General features: G+C 39.1%; 18 protein-coding genes. 8 read left to right on the forward strand and 10 right to left on the reverse strand.

What is annotated here, in order from left to right; translation table 11 throughout:
- Nucleotides 1–33: 33 nt before the first annotated feature.
- The gene (gpmI, locus tag ACFOOI_RS02385; protein WP_379834622.1) at nucleotides 34–1569 is read right to left on the reverse strand and encodes a 2,3-bisphosphoglycerate-independent phosphoglycerate mutase; all 1536 of its coding nucleotides are present in this window, start codon (nucleotides 1567–1569) and stop codon (nucleotides 34–36) included.
- Between the two features lie 110 nt (nucleotides 1570–1679).
- Nucleotides 1680–2918 (reverse strand): M16 family metallopeptidase, encoded by a 1239-nt coding sequence (locus ACFOOI_RS02390; protein ID WP_379834625.1) that lies wholly within the window; start codon nucleotides 2916–2918, stop codon nucleotides 1680–1682.
- Between the two features lie 81 nt (nucleotides 2919–2999).
- Between ACFOOI_RS02390 and ispF the strand changes: the two genes are divergently transcribed.
- The 5 genes from ispF to ACFOOI_RS02415 all read left to right on the forward strand — a co-directional run bounded on the left by ispF (nucleotide 3000) and on the right by ACFOOI_RS02415 (nucleotide 7327).
- Nucleotides 3000–3482, forward strand: a complete 483-nt coding sequence (gene ispF, locus ACFOOI_RS02395) for a 2-C-methyl-D-erythritol 2,4-cyclodiphosphate synthase (RefSeq protein ID WP_379834627.1) — start codon at nucleotides 3000–3002, stop codon at nucleotides 3480–3482.
- A 122-nt stretch (nucleotides 3483–3604) separates the two neighbouring features.
- On the forward strand, nucleotides 3605–4750 hold the full coding sequence (locus tag ACFOOI_RS02400) for an amidohydrolase family protein (RefSeq protein WP_379834630.1): 1146 nt from the start codon (nucleotides 3605–3607) through the stop codon (nucleotides 4748–4750).
- A gap of 47 nt (nucleotides 4751–4797) precedes the next feature.
- Nucleotides 4798–6282, forward strand: coding sequence for a xylulokinase (locus tag ACFOOI_RS02405; protein WP_379834632.1), 1485 nt, complete (start codon nucleotides 4798–4800; stop codon nucleotides 6280–6282).
- Nucleotides 6283–6344: 62 nt separating this feature from the next.
- Nucleotides 6345–6815, forward strand: coding sequence for an NADH-quinone oxidoreductase subunit A (locus ACFOOI_RS02410; protein WP_379834634.1), 471 nt, complete (start codon nucleotides 6345–6347; stop codon nucleotides 6813–6815).
- Nucleotides 6812–7327 carry an NADH-quinone oxidoreductase subunit B gene (locus ACFOOI_RS02415; RefSeq protein WP_379834636.1) on the forward strand — a complete coding sequence of 172 codons (516 nt, stop codon included), beginning with the start codon at nucleotides 6812–6814 and terminating at the stop codon, nucleotides 7325–7327. Before ACFOOI_RS02410 ends, ACFOOI_RS02415 begins: the two co-directional genes overlap by 4 nt.
- A gap of 90 nt (nucleotides 7328–7417) precedes the next feature.
- On the opposite strand, the gene ACFOOI_RS02420 is transcribed toward ACFOOI_RS02415, so the two are convergent.
- The 5 genes from ACFOOI_RS02420 to ACFOOI_RS02440 form a co-directional block, all read right to left on the reverse strand.
- Nucleotides 7418–8791 carry an aminopeptidase P family protein gene (locus tag ACFOOI_RS02420; protein ID WP_379834639.1) on the reverse strand — a complete coding sequence of 458 codons (1374 nt, stop codon included), beginning with the start codon at nucleotides 8789–8791 and terminating at the stop codon, nucleotides 7418–7420.
- 67 nt (nucleotides 8792–8858) lie between these two features.
- Nucleotides 8859–9890 carry a DUF4249 domain-containing protein gene (locus tag ACFOOI_RS02425; protein WP_379834641.1) on the reverse strand — a complete coding sequence of 344 codons (1032 nt, stop codon included), beginning with the start codon at nucleotides 9888–9890 and terminating at the stop codon, nucleotides 8859–8861.
- A 4-nt stretch (nucleotides 9891–9894) separates the two neighbouring features.
- Nucleotides 9895–12345: a TonB-dependent receptor gene (locus ACFOOI_RS02430; RefSeq protein WP_379834643.1), complete on the reverse strand. Its 2451-nt coding sequence runs from the start codon at nucleotides 12343–12345 to the stop codon at nucleotides 9895–9897.
- 124 nt (nucleotides 12346–12469) lie between these two features.
- Nucleotides 12470–12814: a single-stranded DNA-binding protein gene (locus ACFOOI_RS02435; RefSeq protein ID WP_379834645.1), complete on the reverse strand. Its 345-nt coding sequence runs from the start codon at nucleotides 12812–12814 to the stop codon at nucleotides 12470–12472.
- Nucleotides 12815–12842: 28 nt separating this feature from the next.
- Nucleotides 12843–13166: a single-stranded DNA-binding protein gene (locus tag ACFOOI_RS02440; RefSeq protein ID WP_379834648.1), complete on the reverse strand. Its 324-nt coding sequence runs from the start codon at nucleotides 13164–13166 to the stop codon at nucleotides 12843–12845.
- A gap of 396 nt (nucleotides 13167–13562) precedes the next feature.
- On the opposite strand from ACFOOI_RS02440, the gene ACFOOI_RS02445 reads away from it, so the two are divergent.
- The 3 genes from ACFOOI_RS02445 to ACFOOI_RS02455 are packed head-to-tail and all read left to right on the forward strand — an operon-like array spanning nucleotide 13563 to nucleotide 16017.
- Nucleotides 13563–14027, forward strand: a complete 465-nt coding sequence (locus ACFOOI_RS02445; RefSeq protein WP_379834650.1) for a YehS family protein — start codon at nucleotides 13563–13565, stop codon at nucleotides 14025–14027.
- A 22-nt stretch (nucleotides 14028–14049) separates the two neighbouring features.
- Nucleotides 14050–15180 (forward strand): DmpA family aminopeptidase, encoded by a 1131-nt coding sequence (locus ACFOOI_RS02450; protein WP_379834651.1) that lies wholly within the window; start codon nucleotides 14050–14052, stop codon nucleotides 15178–15180.
- Between the two features lie 9 nt (nucleotides 15181–15189).
- Nucleotides 15190–16017 carry an SGNH/GDSL hydrolase family protein gene (locus ACFOOI_RS02455; RefSeq protein ID WP_379834653.1) on the forward strand — a complete coding sequence of 276 codons (828 nt, stop codon included), beginning with the start codon at nucleotides 15190–15192 and terminating at the stop codon, nucleotides 16015–16017.
- Here the strand turns inward: ACFOOI_RS02455 and ACFOOI_RS02460 are convergent.
- The 3 genes from ACFOOI_RS02460 to ACFOOI_RS02470 all read right to left on the reverse strand — a co-directional run bounded on the left by ACFOOI_RS02460 (nucleotide 16001) and on the right by ACFOOI_RS02470 (nucleotide 18537).
- Nucleotides 16001–16390, reverse strand: a complete 390-nt coding sequence (locus ACFOOI_RS02460) for an iron chaperone (RefSeq protein ID WP_379834655.1) — start codon at nucleotides 16388–16390, stop codon at nucleotides 16001–16003. The two genes, ACFOOI_RS02455 and ACFOOI_RS02460, sit on opposite strands and share 17 nt — an antisense overlap.
- A 96-nt stretch (nucleotides 16391–16486) precedes the next feature.
- Entirely contained in the window at nucleotides 16487–17404 is a 918-nt protein-coding gene (locus tag ACFOOI_RS02465) for an ROK family protein (RefSeq protein WP_379834657.1), read from the reverse strand.
- Nucleotides 17401–18537: a glycerate kinase gene (locus ACFOOI_RS02470; RefSeq protein ID WP_379834660.1), complete on the reverse strand. Its 1137-nt coding sequence runs from the start codon at nucleotides 18535–18537 to the stop codon at nucleotides 17401–17403. The genes ACFOOI_RS02465 and ACFOOI_RS02470 overlap by 4 nt, the downstream gene beginning before the upstream one ends.
- Nucleotides 18538–18542: the final 5 nt, after the last annotated feature.

The following is an 18542-nucleotide window of genomic DNA, read 5'->3' on the forward strand; positions in this document are numbered from 1 at the left end:
CTTCCCTCTTAATCAAAATCTATTATTAATAACTTAGATTAATACATTTCCAGTCATTTCTGCCGGCGGCGTAATACCTAAAATAGTCAAAATAGTTGGAGCCACATCACCAAGTTTACCATCCTTAGGTTGACCTTTGTATTCAGGGTCAACCACGATAAATGGCACCAAGTTTAGGGAGTGAGCTGTATTTACTGATTTATCGTCATTTAGCATATAGTCTGCATTTCCGTGATCAGCGATTACAAGCGAGGTATAACCGTTTTCTAGGCCAGCTTCTACTACTCTTTTTAGGCAGGCGTCCACCGTTTCTACTGCTTTAACTACAGCCTCAAAAACGCCCGTGTGTCCCACCATGTCTGGATTTGCGAAGTTTAAAACCACAAAATCTACTTCGCCTTTTTTAAGTTCCGGTACTAAATTGTCAGCTAAGTCATTTGCTGACATTTCAGGTTTTAGGTCATACGTGGCCACGTCTTTTGGTGACGGCGAAAGTAATCTAGATTCGCCTTCAAAAGCGGCTTCCCTTCCTCCTGAGAAAAAGAACGTAACATGGGGGTATTTTTCTGTTTCAGCTGAGCGAATTTGTTTCTTATGATTTTTCTCTAAAACTTCGCCTAAGGTATTGGTCAAATTGTCTTTGTCGTAAATCACCTTGACGTTTTTATACGTTTCGTCGTAGTTGGTCATTGTGATATAATACAGGTCAAGGGCATGCATGTTTTGCTCATGAAAGTCTTTTTGGGTAAGCACTTCCGTGATTTCTCTTCCTCTATCGGTTCTAAAGTTGAAACACATCACTACGTCACCTGATTCTATATTTCCAATAGCGTGGCCATTTTCGGTTACTACTATAGGCTTCAAAAACTCATCCGTAATGTTTTCGTCGTAGCATTTTTGAATAGTTTCAGCTATTTGGCTTTTTTCTACCAAAAACTCACCCACGCCATTGACCATGGCATCGTAGGCCAATTTTACTCTGTCCCAACGCTTGTCGCGGTCCATAGCAAAATATCTACCTGTTAATGAGGCTATTCTACCGCCAGTTTGGTCGAGTGTATTTTGGAGGTCTGCTATAAACGCCTTTCCAGATTTAGGGTCGCAATCTCTTCCATCCATAAATGCATGGATAAATACATCCTTTACACCTGCTTCGGCGGCTATTTTGGCCAGTCCTTTTACGTGGTCAATGTGAGAATGTACCCCTCCGTCAGAGCAAAGTCCTATAAAATGTACTTTTTTGTTATTTGCTTTTGCATAGCTTAAGGCATCTACCAATACAGGTTCTTTGGCCATTTGGCCTTCTTCAAGGGCTACATTAAGTTTCTCTAGTTCTTGGTAAACTACTCTACCTGCACCTAAGTTTATGTGTCCTACTTCCGAGTTTCCCATTTGGCCGTTTGGCAAACCAACCGCTCTTCCGCAAGCTTCTAATGTACTATGTGGATATGTGGCCATTAAGTGTCTAAAATAGGGTACATTTGCGGCTTCTATTGCCGATCTCCATTCCTCACCTGGCTTTGGTAATCCCCAACCGTCTAATATGATAAGTATCGCTTTTTTGTTCACTGTTTTCTAAGTTTGGTTTAAAATCAAGCAAATTTACTCGATTTTTAAGGGTTAAAAAATGTATTTCGCTTTTTTAAAATATGATATTAATCTTATATAAAATTTTGCAATTAATTCTTTGAAAAATATTTTAATGTGGATGAGTTCGCCTCATTTAATATTTTTTGTGCCACTCGGTGAAGTGATTCAGAGCTAACCGCCTTGATTTTTTCAACATCGAGGTTGGCATAATTTACATCACCTGCATTGGCCGCAAAAGCTAAGTTCATTACTCTGTTTAGTAAGTCAACTTCGCCGAAAGCAATTGTAGAATATGCCTGATTTTTTACTTTTTCAAGTTCTTCTTCTGATAGTCGCTCTTTTGCTACTTCTGCCAATACTTTCGTAATAGCGGTATCTGCTTCGTCCATGTTTACTCCTTTGTTTAGGTTACCGCTAATTACCAACAAGCCGGGGTCAAGTGAGCCTGTTACGTAGGCCGAAATATTATTAAAAAGTTTTTGTTCTTTAACCAATTTTTGGTGTAAACGAGAGGACTTACTTCTGCCTAAAATATCACTCACTAAGTCTGCTTCCGTGTAGTTTTCTTCGTATCTGCCGGGTATATGGAAGGTTTTGTAAATGGCATCTAAAGGCACATCTGCCGTGGTTTCTAAAACTCTTTTTTCTGTTTGGATAGGTTCTTTTGGAAAATTCCTTTCTTTTACTTTTCCTGCCGGAATATCTCCAAACCATTTTTCGGACAATGCTTTGACTTGTTCCAAAGTTACGTTGCCGCCTACTACCAAAGTGGCATTGTTTGGTAAGTAATGATGAAAAAAGAAGTCTTTGACGTCATCCATAGTAGCGTTTTCTATGTGGCTGATGTCTTTGCCTATTGTTGCCCATTTGTAAGGGTGGGTGGTATATGCCAAAGGCCTTAGTTTTAGCCAAACGTCGCCGTAAGGTTGATTTAAATACCGTTGTTTAAATTCCTCAATGACCACACTTCGTTGTACTTCCAAAACTTTTGGATCGAAAGATAAACTCAACATTCTGTCAGACTCTAACCAAAACGCGGTTTCAATATTGTCTTTTGGAAGTGTAATGTAATAATTGGTAATATCAGGCGATGTAAAGGCATTGTTTTCGCCCCCTGCTTTCTGAATTGGGGTGTCAAACGAAGGGATGTTTTTAGAACCGCCAAACATCAGGTGCTCAAACAAATGGGCGAAACCAGTTTTGTCTTCGCTTTCATCTCTCGAGCCAACGTTGTAACAAATGTTAAAAGCCGCGATGCTGCTGTCTGGATCTGGATGAACATATACTTGAAGTCCGTTGTTTAGGCTAAAGTGTTCGAATGCTATCATTGGTTCTATTTAAGTGTAAAAATCAAAGCGTCCCACAAAATTATATTTTATTGTTAACTTTACGAATAAAAACTTTTAAGTATGAAGATAAGAATTGGTCACGGATACGATGTACATCAGTTAGCACCCGGATATGCCTTAAGTTTAGGCGGTATTCAGATTCCACATCACGTGGGTTCAGTTGGTCATTCTGATGCAGATGTGCTGCTACATGCTATCTGTGACGCACTTTTGGGAGCCCTTTCGTTGGGTGATATTGGAAAGCATTTTAAAAACACCGACCCGCAATGGAAAGGTATAGACAGTAAAGTTCTTTTAAAAAAAGTGTGTGAAATGATCCACCAAAAAGGATATTTGGTTGGAAATATTGACTCAACGCTGATTTTGGAAGAACCTAAAATAGGCAAATATGTGGAGCAGATGAAAGAAGCCATAGCTGCTTGTTTAGATATTGAAGCTTCTGATGTATCTATAAAAGCCACTACAGCAGAAACAATGGGGTTTGTAGGAAACAAAGAAGGCTTAGAAGCTCACGCTGTTTGTTTGCTTTTTCCGAAAGAATAATCATTTTAAATACCTAATTTGTGGTTGTTAAATCTGGAAGTTACGTTTTGGTTTAATATACTTTCTTAAATATTATTTATTATTTGTCGAATAGACACTTATTATTTTTTAACTTTGTGCACATGAAAAAAACAAATCTGTTTTCATCGATTTTTTTGCTTAGTTCAAGCTTGGTTTTTGGTCAACAAATTACCATTGGCGAAAACAAAGGTGAGCTTACTTTTGAGGCCTACGACCCTAAATCTACGCTTGTAGTGAAGGAAACGACCGTTACCAAAGCTAAGTTTCCTTTTATTGATGTCCATAATCATCAGTATGCGATGGGCGAAAAACGTGAAAACACCGATAAGCTAATACCAGAAATGGATTTGCTAAATATGCGTACCATGGTGAACCTCAGCGGAAGAGGCTGGACACGTGATACAGATAAAGCAACCCAAACGTTGATTGATAATGTTAAAAATGCGGGGCTATATCCAGGTAGATTTATCATATTTACCAACGTTGATTTTGATAGTATAAACGAACCCGGTTGGTCAGAAAAAGCGGCAAAGACTTTAGAAGAAGATGTAAAAGTAAGAGGGGCAAAAGGACTTAAAATTTATAAAAACTTAGGGTTTAGTGTTAAAAATACAGACGGTTCGCTTGTGGCGGTTAATGACCCACGCATAGACGCTGTATGGGCTAAAGCTGGCGAATTAGGTATTCCAGTATTGATTCACTCTGCTGATCCTGCTTCATTTTGGCAGCCGCTTAACCAGTTTAATGAGCGTTGGTTAGAGCTAAAAACACACCCAGGAAGAAAACGTGATGCAGACAAGGGCGATTTTTCTTTTGAAGAAATAATTGATCAACAGCATAAAATTATCAATAAGCACAAAAAGACTACGTTTATCAGTGCACACATGGGTTGGTATCCAAACAACCTGCCTAAGTTAGATAGTTTGCTTTCGGCCATGCCCAATATGTATGTAGAGATAGGTGCTGTCATAGCCGAGCTGGGCAGACAGCCACGTACTGCCAATAAGTTTTTCACGAAATGGCAAGACCGAATTTTGTTTGGGAAGGATTCGTGGGTACCGTCTGAATACAGCACGTATTTTAGAGTGTTAGAAACAGAAGATGAGTATTTTCAATATCATAAAAAATATCATGCGTTTTGGCCCATGTACGGTATCGGCCTTTCGGATGAGGTCTTGAAAAAAGTGTATTACAAAAATGCCATCAAGATAATTCCGGGAATAGACAAAACCGGTTTTCCAGATTGATTTTAACTGAATTAAGCATTATAACAAATTAATATTAACATAAGCACATGTTTTTACTCGGAATAGACCTTGGTACCTCTTCAATAAAGGCATCTATTGTAGATGCAGTTACGAAAAAAGAAATAGCGTCAGCTCAATATCCTGATATTGAAGTTGAGATCAGTTCACCACAAGCCGGATGGGCCGAACAAAGTCCTGAGCTTTGGTGGCATAACACCCAAGAGGCCATAAAAAGAGTGGTAGCCAAAGGTGGTTTTGATGCTAAAAAAGTTGGAGCCATAGGTATTTCGTACCAAATGCATGGCTTGGTAATGTTAGACAAGCAAGGCCAAGTACTTAGACCGTCTATTATCTGGTGCGACAGTAGAGCGGTAGAATATGGCGAGACTGCTTTCCAAAAAATAGGAGAAGAAAAAGCGTTAAATCATTTATTGAATTCACCGGGTAATTTTACTGCAGCTAAATTAGCCTGGGTAAAAGCTAACGAGCCTGAGATTTTTGAGAAATGTGATAAAATAATGCTTCCCGGAGACTACATCGGTTTCATGATGTCCGGTAATTTGACGACCTCAAATTCAGGTTTGTCAGAAGGTGTTTTTTGGGATTTTAAAACCAATACACTTTCTGAAGATATATTAGCAGCTTTCGGTTTTGATGCAAGCATTATTCCAAATATCCAACCGGTTTTCTCTAATCACGGTGAATTAAGTTCGGATGTTGCCGAGACTTTAGGTTTGGCTGCTGGAACTCCAATTGCGTACAAGGCTGGTGATCAACCCAATAATGCACTTTCATTAAATGTGGTTAATCCGGGTGAAATAGCTGCTACGGCAGGTACATCGGGTGTGGTTTATGCAGTAAGTGACCAAGTGGCATGTGACCCTCAGTCACGTATCAACTCATTTGCCCACGTAAATCACCAAATGGATGAGCTAAACCGTATCGGTATTTTGCTTTGTATCAATGGTACAGGCATATTGAACCGTTGGGTTAAAGAGAACTTTGCTCATGGGGTTTCGTATCAAGAAATGAACCAACGTGCTGCTAAAATTAACGTTGGGGCAGACGGGCTTTCTATTTTGCCTTTTGGAAATGGTGCTGAGCGTATGTTAGGCAACAAAATAATGGGTGCTCAAATTCAAGATTTAGATTTTAACAAACATACCCAATATCACGTATTTAGAGCGGCACAAGAAGGTATCGCGTTCTCTCTAAAATATGGTTTTGATATGATGCTAGGGCTTGGAGTGGTACCAAATGTTATTCGTGCGGGTCATGCCAATATGTTTTTGAGTGAAGTATTTACCAACGCAGTGGTGAATGCCACACAGTTGCCAGTAGAAATGTACGATACGCATGGAGCCAAGGGAGCTGCATTGGGCGGTGGAGTAGGAGCGGGAATTTTTAAGTCTATCAAAGAAGCAATGGATGGCCTTACGCTATTAAAAGTTGTGGAGCCTGATATCAAACAAAAAGACCAATATGCAAATGCCTATGCCAATTGGGAAACTAAATTAAATTCGTTTTTGTAATCTACTGTGTAGGTAGACTATTAAGTTTTGCCTAATTTTGATTTAAAATAAAAACCGAAGGTATGATTTCTCAGTTTGGGTTTATGTTGTTGTTTTTTCTGGGGGCTATCGGCATGGTGCTTACTGTGTTGGGTATTTCTCGTTTGTTACGACCCAACAGACCCAATGAAGAAAAAAACGCATCCTACGAGTCTGGTGAAGAAGCAGAAGGCACAGCCCATGTTTCTTTCAACTTGAGGTTTTATATTTTGGCCTTGGTATTTATTTTGTTCGATGTAGAATTGGCGGTGCTTTTTCCGTGGGCTACAGTATTTGGTGACAAGGACTTAGTGGCTGATTCGGGTGGTACTTGGGCGGTGTATGCTGGAGTAGAAATGTTTGTTTTTGTGTTTATATTGGCTTTGGGATTGGTTTATGCATGGGCACAGGGGCATTTAGAATGGATAGCTCCAAAACAAAAGCCAACTGACTTTAAAGGTGAAGTGCCTCAAAGCTTGTATGATAATATCAATAAAAAGTACGAGAAGAAATGAATTTCGAGAGTTTAGATGCGGCAGAAAGAGTAAAAGACGGGGGTGGAGAGGTAATCTTAACTTCGCTCGATGAGCTAACCAACTGGGCAAGAGCCAACTCACTCTGGCCTTTGGGCTTTGGTTTGGCTTGCTGTGCTATCGAAATGATGACTACTTATGCATCTAATTACGATTTAGAACGCTTTGGTATTTTTCCACGAAATTCGCCACGTCAATCTGATCTTATTATAATTTCGGGTACCGTTACTTTTAAAATGGCTGACAGAATCAAACGTTTGTATGAGCAAATGGCCGACCCGAAATATGTGATTTCAATGGGGAGCTGCTCAAACTGCGGCGGCCCTTATTGGGAACATGGTTATCACGTGGTAAAAGGTGTAGATCGGATAATTCCGGTTGATGTATATGTGCCGGGCTGCCCACCAAGGCCAGAGGCTCTTCTTGGTGGAATAATTAAACTTCAAGAAAAAATAAAAGGCGAGAAGTTTTCAGATGTAAAAGCAGATTCTTAATTCGGCTTAAAATTTAGAATGCCTCAAAAATATAAACCCGCTAACTCAATATTGACTTAGCGGGTTCTTTTATTAAAGGAGTATTAAAACTTATCCTTTCATGGTATCTTCTACTTCCGCTATTGTTTTCGGTATTGGACTACCCAAAATCTGAGGGCCGTTTTCAGTGACATGGATATTATCTTCTATTCTAATTCCTCCAAAGTTTAGGTATTCTTCCAGTTTTGAATAATTAAGAAATTCCTTAAAAATGCCCTCCGTTTTGTATTTAGCGATCAATTCTGGAATGAAATAACAACCAGGTTCTACGGTCAGCACGTTTCCTGCTTCTAATTTTTTGGCAAGACGCAATGACTTCAAACCGAGCTGGGTACTTCTTTGTACATCCGCATTATACCCAACGAAATTTTCGCCGAGGCCTTCCATGTCATGTACATCAAGGCCAATCATGTGTCCAAGGCCGTGTGGCATAAACAAGCCGCCCACCCCTTCAGTTAGCATATCATCTACGTTTCCTCGTACCAAGCCAAGCGTTTTAAAGTTTTCTAATAAAATTCTATTTGAACTTAAATGAATGTCTTTGTAATAAACCCCAGGAGCCAAACGGGCAATAGAGTCCGTTTCCATTTGAAGTACGGTTTCGTAAATTTCTTTTTGTTTAGGGGTAAAAGTGCCAGAAACAGGAAATGTACGGGTGATGTCGCCTGCGTAGCCCATTTCGGTTTCACAACCTGAGTCGTTAAGGGCAAGTTGGCCGGCATTCATGATATTGCCGTGGTAATGATTGTGAAGCGTTTGTCCGTTTACACTAAAAATAACCGGATATGCCAACTCAGCATTGAAATTATGTACGGTTTCCATTATTTTGGCTACTACTTCATATTCCATTTTGCCGGGTTTACAAGCCTTCATAGCTGCAACGTGCATAGCTCCAGTGGCATTAACAGCTTTTGTCATTTCTACCAATTCTTCCTCAGTTTTGTAAGATCTTTGGGCTATAACCGCATGTATTAGTTTTTCAGACGCTTTTAATTCTTTCGGAGAAATACCGAATATTTCTGACAATATAATTTGATTGTCGTGTCTATATTGAGGGAGGTAATGGAGGTTCTCTTTTCTAAGGTTTTGGGCTAATTCATTCGTTGGTTTTAGTATTGAAATACCCACTTTATTGGCTAAGCTTTTTAGCGTTTCTTGTTGGCCAATCCATATTATGTCGTCGATAGAATATTCATTTCCAAAAATAATTTCTTCGCCTGACTCGAGGTCTATTAGGGCTGAAAGACCGGGTAAGTTTAATCCAAAATAATATAAAAATGAGCTATCTTGACGAAACCTAAAGGTATTGTCTGTGTAGTTCATAGGCGAGTCTTGATTTCCTGAAAACAAGATTTGGCCACTGCCCATAGCTTGTTTTAACTGAGTTCTTCTTTTAATGTACGTGTCGGCTGAGAATAGTTTCATTGATGATTTTTTTTTCTTCAAAAATAAATAAAATAGTTTGTGTGAAGAATTTTATCTGAATTCTTTACTAAAAACCTTGGCTGATTCGTGTTGGATTATAGGCTGCAAATATGCCCAAACCATTTTTTATATTGGAATACACCGGCACAGGCTCTGCAAAGGGGTTGTTTGAGGTATTGTTAAATGCCCGCAGTGAATTTTGGTAATCGTAAAGCTCTTTCGAGATTTGAGAAACCTCTAAAGTGAAACTTTGCACCGAGTTTTCTATGGTTTTGTAAGGGAGACAATCGTTATTAAAATTTGACCCAAAACAAATATATATTTTTCTGAATAACAACTTGGCATTCAGTATGGTATATTTGCCTCCGTCTTTATTTTTATCCGAAAAATACCGCCCTTCTGAACTAAAGTCATTGTTAAGTTCTAGGTATCCATACGTCGGTCTTCTGTAGTAAACCACGCTGTCTTTGCTGCCCGAAGGCACATCCGAAAAGTATTTCATTTCACCCCAAACTTTATAATAATTTACTTCGTTTGGGAAGTCTGTCCAGTCAAAATTTAAAGCAAAGCCTTGGGCGGTGTCTTTACCAAAAAAAGAACTGCTGACCTCAAAATATTTTCCAATAATTAGGTTGTTGATTGTCGGTCTTTTTGATGGAACTGTGGTTTGGGCTTCCAAAACTTGGTTGTCCACTTTAACAGTAAGTGTGTAGGTTCTGCCTGATCTGATTCTGAAATCACGGGATGAAATTCCATAATAAAGTAATTCTTTGTTATAAAAAAGTTTGGCAGATGTGGTACCGTCTGAGATTGTGATAATGGCATCTTCTATTTGTTTTTCGTCTTTGGCAATCAAAACCGAATCCCCTATATTTTTATTATAAACCTTAATAAACTCTTTTTTAACAGAACCTAATAGCGGAATAGAGCGACTGACCCTAACCGTAACGGAGTCGTTAAGCGGATTAATGAAAGACGTTACCACGATTTTTTCTTGTAGTTCGGGAAATTTACTAAGGTCCACGTCACTCACGATGGTTTCACACGAAAGCGATGCCATTAAAACAAAAAGTGACAATATATAAGTAATGAATTTCATATTATTAAAATTTAAAACTATAGGTTAACGAAGGTATTATTGGAAACAGTGAGTAGCGTTTCAGTACTATTTTTGAGTCTTGGGTATTTATGCCTTGAAATCCACCAAAGAAGGCGGTCTCATTAGCACTCCCGATCGTATAAAAAAATGGGTTCTTTCGAGAATAGGCATTGTAGATGCTCAAGTCCCAAGTGCGTTCGTGTCTTTTAAGTTTTTTATGAAACTGAATTCCCAAGTCTAACCGGTTGTAAGGCTCTGCTCGGAAGCTATTTTTTTGCCCATATTCGTTTACATCAAAGCCTCTGAGTCCATCTGGGTTAGCTGAGTTTTTGTTGATGTTAGAAGAGTAGGCCGTGTATTGTGTAAGCGGAATAGTGAGGGCATTGCCGGTGCCATACACCCATGTGCCCGAAAACGTGATGCGAGGGTTGAGTTCATAAATTGCTACCACGGAGGCGTCGTGCCTTCGGTCATATTTGGGATAAAATTTCCTTCCAAAATTAAGCTCCGCAAATAGCCATTCTGTTTTAGAAAGTGTGTAACCAATCCAGCCCGAAAGTCGCCCAGTTTTTTTCTGTATCATAAATTCTATGCCATTCGAAACGCCGCTTCCCGAGGTGACTTTGTCTTCCCAATTGTTTTCTTGGGTGAAATTTGTCTGTCCACCTATGCCCAAAAAGCTAGCACCTTCTTTATAATTTATGATTTGGTCCATTTTTTTGTGATAGGCCTCTATTGTTACCGAAATTCCTGGAAAACGAGCGATGTCTTTCGCTACACCAATGGCCACCTGCTGCGATCTTTGGGGGGCAATACTGTCTGTGGTAGGTACCCAAAGGTCTGTGGGCAAGCCCAGTCCAGTATTTGATAGCAAATGCAAATATTGGTTCATTTGTGCAAATGAGGCCTTAATCGCTAAAGTAGGGCTAAGTTTTTGAGCTACCGCAATTCGAGTTTCTGGCCGTATATAATGCTTAGACTTTGTATTGAAATTACTGACTCTTAGCCCAAGATTTACTTTTAGCTTAGGATTTGGCACGTAAGTGTCTTCTACATAAATGCCTGACTCTATACTCTTTATCTTAGAAACATTATTCACGTTTAGGTTTTGGGTAGCCTCTTGTAGTACCGTTGCTGATGGCGTAAATGTATGTGAGGTAATTTGAAAGCCAGTTTTGAATGTATGAAATTGATTCATAAAAAAATCAAGGTCATATTTAAGACCGAGGTCTTTTATGCCCGAAGTGTATTGTAGAAAATACGAGTAAGCTTCAGTGGTTTGGGTTTTTAGGGTATTTTGAGAGCCTGTAATGTTAAAGTCATAGTTGCTTCTGATTAAAGAGGTATTGGCAAATAAACGTGGACTAAATTGGTGATTCCATCGGAGAGTAGCGGTAGCGTTTCCCCAGTTTATGCCATTTGAAGCTTCAGTTTCTTCGCTTTTAGAGTTTATCGCGAATTTGTCTTGTCCAAAATAAGCACTCAGGTACACTTTGTCTTTACTCGAAAACTCGTAATTAAACTTGGCATTTAAGTCATAGAAATAATAGCCTGCGGTTTCTTTACTTTCTGAGTTTTTGTTTTGTGCGGCTATGATTGGTTTTGCCACCTGGTCGAGGTAGGTTCTTCTGCCCGAAATTATGAAGGACGATTTTGCAGGTTTGTTTTTATTTAGTCGCAAAGGGCCTTCCAACACTAAGCGAGAAGAAATAAGGCCGATACCGCCTTCGCCTGAGAGTTTTTCTTTGTTTCCGTCTTTCATGTTGAGTTCTATTACCGACGAAAGCCTGCCGCCGTATCTGGCCGGAAAACCACCTTTGATGAGCTCTACACTTTTGAGTGCGTCGCCATTAAACGTAGAGAAAAAACCGAATAAATGGCTGGCGTTATAGACCACGGCGTCGTCAAGTATAATCAGGTTTTGGTCTGGTCCACCGCCACGCACATATATGCCAGATTGCCCCTCGGAGCCCTTTTGTACGCCGGGCATTAGTTGCAAAACCCGTAGCACGTCTTTTTCTCCTAACAAAGTCGGTAGTTTTTTTATTTGAGAAATAGGCACATCTATTTTGCTCATCTGTACACTTTCGCTCACTTTTGATTCCTCAGCTTTGGCCGAAACCACCACTTCGTTTAGTATATTTTGACTTTCTAGTTCTAAGTCTATTTCGTAGTTTTTATTTAGAAGGATGGTTTTTATTTGCTTTTCATAACCCACAAAAGAATATATCAGCGTTATGCTATCGGAATAGTTTAGGGTTAGGGAGTAAAAACCATATGTATTTGTGGAAGTGCCCGCTGAGCCATCGGCCAAGAGCACGTTTACTCCTATGAGCAATTCCTTAGAGCCTTTTTCTCTAACATACCCGCTTATAGTTCGTGTGGTTTGGGCAAAAGCCAAAACGCTACTCAATAGCAGAAATCCTACTAAAAGAAAAGTAGATTTTAAATTCAATATATTTTCAGGTTTATAGTCACTCTACAACGTCCAATTAGCTCGAATGTTTTAACTTCAAAGCTAATATAACACAAAATAGGAGCCCGACATGCAGATTCCTATTTTGTTGAGCTTTAAAGTTTTACAGAAAGAAAACCTTTTCGCTTTTCTTGACTTCTACTGGGGATACATTAAAAGCTAATATTTCGGTGATGTACACTTTCTTATTCTCCTTGTTAATGTAGTTTCGGGTTTGCAATTTGCCCTCGATACTTACCAATTTACCTTTTTCTATTAACTCTTCGCATTTCTCTGCAAGGTTTCCCCATGCCACTATGTTGTGCCATTGGGTGTTGGTTACTGACTCGGAGTTTTTGTTTTCAAAAGTTTCGTTTGTGGCAATGCTAAAACTCGCCAATTTGCTTTTTTCAAACTCTCTGATATTTACGTTATTGCCTACGTTTCCTATTAATTTTACTTGATTCATGATATTCTATGTTTTGAGGTTGAAATTATTATTTGTTTGATTGCATTTCTTCTATTTTAAATGCCTGAATTTCGGTGATATATACCTTTTGGTTTTGGCTATTGGTATAGTTTCTATATACTATTTTGCCTTCTACCTGTATACGTTTTCCTTTAGTTATTAGGCTTTCGCAAAGCTCGGCTGTTTTACCCCAAGCTATTACATTGTGCCATGCGGTGGTCTTTACTTCTTGTTTGTTTTTGTCTGTGTAAGCGTCTGTTGTAGCCAAGCTAAAACTCGCTTTTTTGCTTTTGTCAAAATTCATGATGTTTACTTCTGCACCTACATTCCCGATTAATTTTACTGTGTTCATATTACTTGTGTTTTTTGTGAAAGAATGATTTTTATTTTCTGTTCAGCCGATGTTGTTTCGAACTGATGATGCAAAGTTGGGGGATTGCGTTTGCTGGAGTCGGTTATTAGTCGTTTGTATACGGATGTAAGCGTTTGTAAGCGTTTGTTGTCGGATATATAGCTAGTAATGAGTTGGTTAGTAAGAGATATTTTCGTTAGGTAAAAATAAGAAAATTTCTATTTTTTAAAATTAAATGTTTCTTTTATCTAGGAATCTTAAAAAAAAAGAAATGATATGACATTGTAATTCCAACCCAATAACTGTTTTTTATTAAGAAGAAAAAGAAATCCAAACTTGATTTAAAAAGTGAATTTTAAAATTATGTCTATCTTTACAAAAGCATAAAATTTAAGAATGAAAAACAACGATATACTACGTAGATTAAGATTTACCTTCGATTTTGGTGACGACAAAATGATGAAGCTTTTTGAGAAAGGCGGAGAGACTGTAACCCGTGCCCAAATAAGCGATTGGTTAAAAAAAGAAGAAGACGAAGCCCACAAGCCATTAAACGATAGATTATTTGCCACTTTTCTAAATGGCCTAATAGAAGACAAACGCGGAGCCAAAGAAGGAGCAAAGCCGGAGCCTGAGAAGCAATTGAACAATAATATTATTTTAAGAAAACTTAAGATTGCCCTTAACTTCAAAGAAGAAGACATGCTCGAGGTTTTTGAATTAGCCGAATTTAGAATCGGAAAATCGGAGCTTAGTGCTTTTTTTAGAAACCCTAATCAGAGTCAATATCGAGAATGTAAAGATCAGTTTTTGAGAAATTTCTTAATTGGGCTACAGTTAAAATACAAGCCCAAGGATTAACTCGTATTACATTTTGTCTTCCATGAAAACATTAAAAATTCTCCTTTTTATATTTATTTCAATACATGTTTTTGCCCAAAAAGCACGTCCGCGTGAACTGGGAATAAAAATAGGTGTGTTGCCAACCGGCCTATTAAATGCCATCACAGATGTGCCAGGCGTGCAGGTAGGGCATTTTACCATTCACAATGGAACGGACGACCACACCGGAGCCACGGCAATATTGCCTATTTCGGGAAACATTTTTCAAGACAAACTTCCTGCGGCTATTTTTGTTGGTAATGGCTATGGAAAACTGGCCGGTTACACCCAAGTAGAAGAACTCGGAAGTTTAGAAACGCCAATCTTATTGACCAATACCCTGTCGGTTTCAAAAGGCATGGATGCACTTGTGGATTATACGTTCGGTTTTGCAGAAAACAAAGACGTAATGAGCGTAAATGGCGTAGTGGGAGAGACCAACGATGGCGGCCTTAATGACATCAGAAAAAGATTGCTCACTGCCGAAAATATGAAGCAAGCCATAGCTAATGCCAAAGCAGGAAAAGTGGCAGAAGGAAACGTAGGGGCGGGGGCAGGAACGGTTTGTTTGGGTTTCAAGGGCGGAATCGGAACATCTTCGAGAATATTGCCCAAAACTTTGGGTGGATACACGGTAGGGGTTTTGGTTCAGAGTAACTTTGGCGGGGTGTTACAAGTAGCTGGAGTGCCAGTTGGAGAAGAACTAGGGGTGCACAAGTTTAAAAAGTTACTCAAAGACTACGGCGAAGACGGCTCCTGTATGATGGTAGTCATTACCGATGCTCCACTGACTGCTAAAAATCTAAAACGCTTAGCGGCTAGGGCGATGCTTGGCTTGGCCCGAACGGGTGGAATTGCCTCAAACGGCAGCGGTGACTATGTGATTTCGGTTTCTACTGCCACAAGTGTGCGAATGAATGATGCCAATAATGAAATGCTTAGGGAGTCAAAAGAACTGAAAAGTGGAAATTTGGATGTGATTTTTGAGGCCGTGATAGAAGCTACCGAAGAAGCCATTATCAATTCGCTTTTTGCAGCGGAAACCGTAACGGGCTACAAGGGATATAAAGTAGAAGCTCTTCCAGTTGCCGAAACCTTACAGATATTAAAGAAATATGGCCGTTTGAATTAATTCTAAAATATGAAAAAGCTAAGCCTTCTCAGTGTCGTATTATTCTTCTTGTTTAGTTTTACTGAGCCTTCCAAAAAATGGGTAGCCATAGGCGATTCTATTACTTACCTAAATGATCATTTGGACCAAACCGAAAACCGTGTAACGAAGGGTTATTTAACCCAAGTAAAGGAAAAGTTGCCTCAAGTTGAGTTTGTAAACAAAGGATATAACGGCTGGACGGTAATAAAAATCGCAGATAATATTGAGAAGTTGGGGATTGAAAAAGCGGATATTTATTCGGTGTTTTTAGGTACCAACGACTGGTGGGGAGGCAATGCCTTGGGTACTTTTGAAGACTACAAAAATAGCACGGGTACAAAGACCGTTTTTGGAGCATATCGTCAGATTATGGATAAAATTAAAAGCCTAAATCCTGATGCTAAAGTGGTGCTGCTTACGCCAATGAAACGTATGGATTTCGTTTATTTATCTAATTTCAAAAACAAAGCTTACGGTTCGTATAAAGAAAAGAATAATCAAAGTTTGGAACAGTTTAGCGATGCTGTGGTGCAGATAGGTAGATATGAAAACGTGGAAGTAGTGGACTTATTTCACCATAAAAAACTGGATTATAGGTACCTTGTCAAGTTTAATTACAGCTTTGATAAAGAATCAGGTAAATACCTAAAACTAAAATATCCTCATAATAAGAACCTTACTTTTGATCCAGAGAAAGACAAGTACCCGTATCCTGTTGATGCAGTAGATATGACTTTTGACGGATTGCATCCATCAGACGGTGGAAACAAAGTTATTGCTAAAGAATTGGTTAAAAAGTTTAAGCTTTGGCTTTAGTTTTCTTAATGGGTTTTTCGAGGTTTTTTAACACGTTAAACTTTACCATGGCCGCTATTAAATCATACGGAATGTCGGCCGCATACGGAAATTGGATAGAGCCTTTTCCTGTTTTGTATTTTGAAAGTTCCTCTTTAAACTCCTTGTTTCCGTTTGGGGTAGCATAAAAGCCCAAGTGCTTTTTTTGTCCTGCAAAATAGCCAATAATACCATTCTGTTTGTAAGCGGGCATCATGTAGCTGATGCATTCCTCGGCATCAGGTGCAGCACTTTTAATTGTAGCTCTTACTTTGTTTAAAATCATTTTTATATCTTCCGGAAAATCCGAAATGTATTCGTCTACAGTTTGAGGAACAGGCTTGTTAGAGTTCATATTTTTTTGCATTTTAAAGTAATCAAAAATATAAAATCAGGATGGGAAAATAAATAATTGGATTATTTTTATTTCGAAAAAAAACAATCCATTTCGCTACTTCTCTAAAGTAAGCAATGCTGCACCAATAACCCCTGCACTGTCGCCAATGGCGTGTTTCAGTATTGGAGTTTTTAGCTCTTTGTTAAAAAGATACGGAATAACACTCGCAGAAATGTTTTGGTAGAGATAATCGATGTTGCTAACGCCTCCACCAAGTATAATTACATCGGGGTCTAGTACATTTATTATTTGGGAAATGGCCTTGCCAAAATAGTTTTTAAGTCGCTCTATGGTTTCTATAGCTCTGAGGTCAGTTTTGGCCAAAAAGCCTTCGTGTATTTCTTGTAAAGTTTTCCTTTGACTTGATTTTTCACTGTAAAACCGCTCAAGAGCTCCTCCTGAAATAAAAGACTCTAGGCAACCACTTTTGCCACAATGGCAGCGGTGAGTTGTAGTTTCTATAAAGTTATGCCCCCATTCGCCGGCAATGCCATGAAGGCCTTCAAAAACTTGGTTTTTTATTACGATACCTCCGCCCACACCCGTGCCCAATATTACGCCAAAAGCCAGTTGTGGTGTTTGGGGCAATGTTTTAGCTGCACCCATCAGAGTTTCTGCCAAGATAAAGCAGTTGGCGTCGTTGGCATGAAAAACTGGAAGGTTTAGCGTTTTAGACAGGTCAGCTGTAAGATTGCGGTTGTTGAGGCAAACCACATTTGCGTTTTTTAAAACTTTAGTTTCACGGTCTATTATGCCTGGTGTGCATATACCGACTGAATTTGGATTTAGTCCTGTTGATGCTTGTGCATTTGCGACAAGTAGCTTAATTTTTAATAAGATAGAATCGTATCCTTTTGTTGAGTCTGTTGGAAGTCGTTCTTTGTATAAAACTTCGTATTGGTTTTTATCTGTGAGTTTTATGATCGAACATTCTATTTTTGTTCCACCTAAATCTATTCCCCAAAGTATCATTTTACATTATTTTTGAGGTAATGCCCCAAAAGCATTCCGTGTTCAATCAATAATTTTTTAGTATCTGCCAAGGCTTGTGCCAATGACATGGGTTTGTGTATGATAGACGATACATGCACGATGCCCATATCTGTAGGAATCTGTTCTATGTCTGCAAGTGTGCCACACATAATCACAGATTTTGTTTGATTTTTATGTGCCAAATGAAGTAGTCTTGCTATTAGTTTTCCGTCCCAAGTTTGGCTATCTACTTTACCTTCGCCGGTTATTAATACATCTGTGTTTTTTAAAATTTTGTCAATGGAATTAAGTTCTAAAACCCAGTCTGCGGCAGAAAATATTTCGGCACCAAACATGGCATATAAGCCACCAGAAACGCCACCGCCTGCACCGCTGCCTTTTACAAGTGCAGGTGAGGGCAAGCCTTGTTTTTCAAAAATGCTGCAGATGTTTTTCAAACCCGCATCCAAGTGTTCTATTTCCTTGTCACCGGCACCTTTTTGTGCTGCAAATACAAAAGCCGCACCTTTTGGTCCATAAAATGGATTTTCTACATCCGTGGCTATTTTAAACTTACAGGTACTTTTATTAAAAATTGAATTAGAAAAATCAATGGAGTAAACCTTTACGAGGTTTTCGCCAGTGGGGCAAAGGCTCTTGCCGTCCATGTCTAAAAACTGCACGCCCAATGCGAAAGCGATACCCAAGGCGGCATCGTTTGTAGCAGTACCTCCGACTGTCAGAACCACTTCTTTTGCTCCTTTTTTTATGGCGTCTACTATCTGTAAACCCGTGCCCAAACTTGAGGTAAACATGCAGTTCCTTTCATGTGCCTCTAGAAGTTCAAAACCTGAGGCTCGAGACATTTCTATAATAGCTCTACTTTCTGCCTCTTGGTACAGATAAGTGGCATTTATTTTCCTAAAAAGGGGGTCTTTTGTTTCTGTTTCTATCCACGTTGCATTAAGCGATGTGGCGAGGGCCTCAAGAGTGCCTTCGCCTCCATCTGCTAGTGGAAGTACCGTAATGTTTGCTTCCGGAAAGGTTTTTTTAATACCCGTTTGAAGCGATTGTCCTACCTGTTCGGCAGAACAAGCATCTTTAAATTTGTCGGAAGCAATTAGAATGTTCATTTTTT

The sequence above is a fragment of the Lacihabitans lacunae genome (assembly GCF_042649125.1).
Lineage (GTDB): Bacteria > Bacteroidota > Bacteroidia > Cytophagales > Spirosomataceae > Leadbetterella > Leadbetterella lacunae.

Bases quoted from the DNA above. Each gene is read 5' to 3' on its own strand.
- ACFOOI_RS02405 (WP_379834632.1), top strand. From the start codon at position 4,798: ATGTTTTTACTCGGAATAGACCTTGGTACCTCTTCAATAAAGGCATCT.
- ACFOOI_RS02440 (WP_379834648.1), bottom strand. From the start codon at position 13,166: ATGAACACAGTAAAATTAATCGGGAATGTAGGTGCAGAAGTAAACATC.
- ACFOOI_RS02425 (WP_379834641.1), bottom strand. From the start codon at position 9,890: ATGAAATTCATTACTTATATATTGTCACTTTTTGTTTTAATGGCATCG.
- ACFOOI_RS02465 (WP_379834657.1), bottom strand. From the start codon at position 17,404: ATGATACTTTGGGGAATAGATTTAGGTGGAACAAAAATAGAATGTTCG.
- ACFOOI_RS02470 (WP_379834660.1), bottom strand. From the start codon at position 18,537: ATGAACATTCTAATTGCTTCCGACAAATTTAAAGATGCTTGTTCTGCC.
- ACFOOI_RS02420 (WP_379834639.1), bottom strand. From the start codon at position 8,791: ATGAAACTATTCTCAGCCGACACGTACATTAAAAGAAGAACTCAGTTA.
- ACFOOI_RS02435 (WP_379834645.1), bottom strand. From the start codon at position 12,814: ATGAATCAAGTAAAATTAATAGGAAACGTAGGCAATAACGTAAATATC.
- ispF (WP_379834627.1), top strand. From the start codon at position 3,000: ATGAAGATAAGAATTGGTCACGGATACGATGTACATCAGTTAGCACCC.
- ACFOOI_RS02455 (WP_379834653.1), top strand. From the start codon at position 15,190: ATGAAAAAGCTAAGCCTTCTCAGTGTCGTATTATTCTTCTTGTTTAGT.
- ACFOOI_RS02400 (WP_379834630.1), top strand. From the start codon at position 3,605: ATGAAAAAAACAAATCTGTTTTCATCGATTTTTTTGCTTAGTTCAAGC.
- ACFOOI_RS02410 (WP_379834634.1), top strand. From the start codon at position 6,345: ATGATTTCTCAGTTTGGGTTTATGTTGTTGTTTTTTCTGGGGGCTATC.
- ACFOOI_RS02390 (WP_379834625.1), bottom strand. From the start codon at position 2,918: ATGATAGCATTCGAACACTTTAGCCTAAACAACGGACTTCAAGTATAT.
- ACFOOI_RS02450 (WP_379834651.1), top strand. From the start codon at position 14,050: ATGAAAACATTAAAAATTCTCCTTTTTATATTTATTTCAATACATGTT.
- ACFOOI_RS02445 (WP_379834650.1), top strand. From the start codon at position 13,563: ATGAAAAACAACGATATACTACGTAGATTAAGATTTACCTTCGATTTT.
- ACFOOI_RS02460 (WP_379834655.1), bottom strand. From the start codon at position 16,390: ATGAACTCTAACAAGCCTGTTCCTCAAACTGTAGACGAATACATTTCG.
- ACFOOI_RS02415 (WP_379834636.1), top strand. From the start codon at position 6,812: ATGAATTTCGAGAGTTTAGATGCGGCAGAAAGAGTAAAAGACGGGGGT.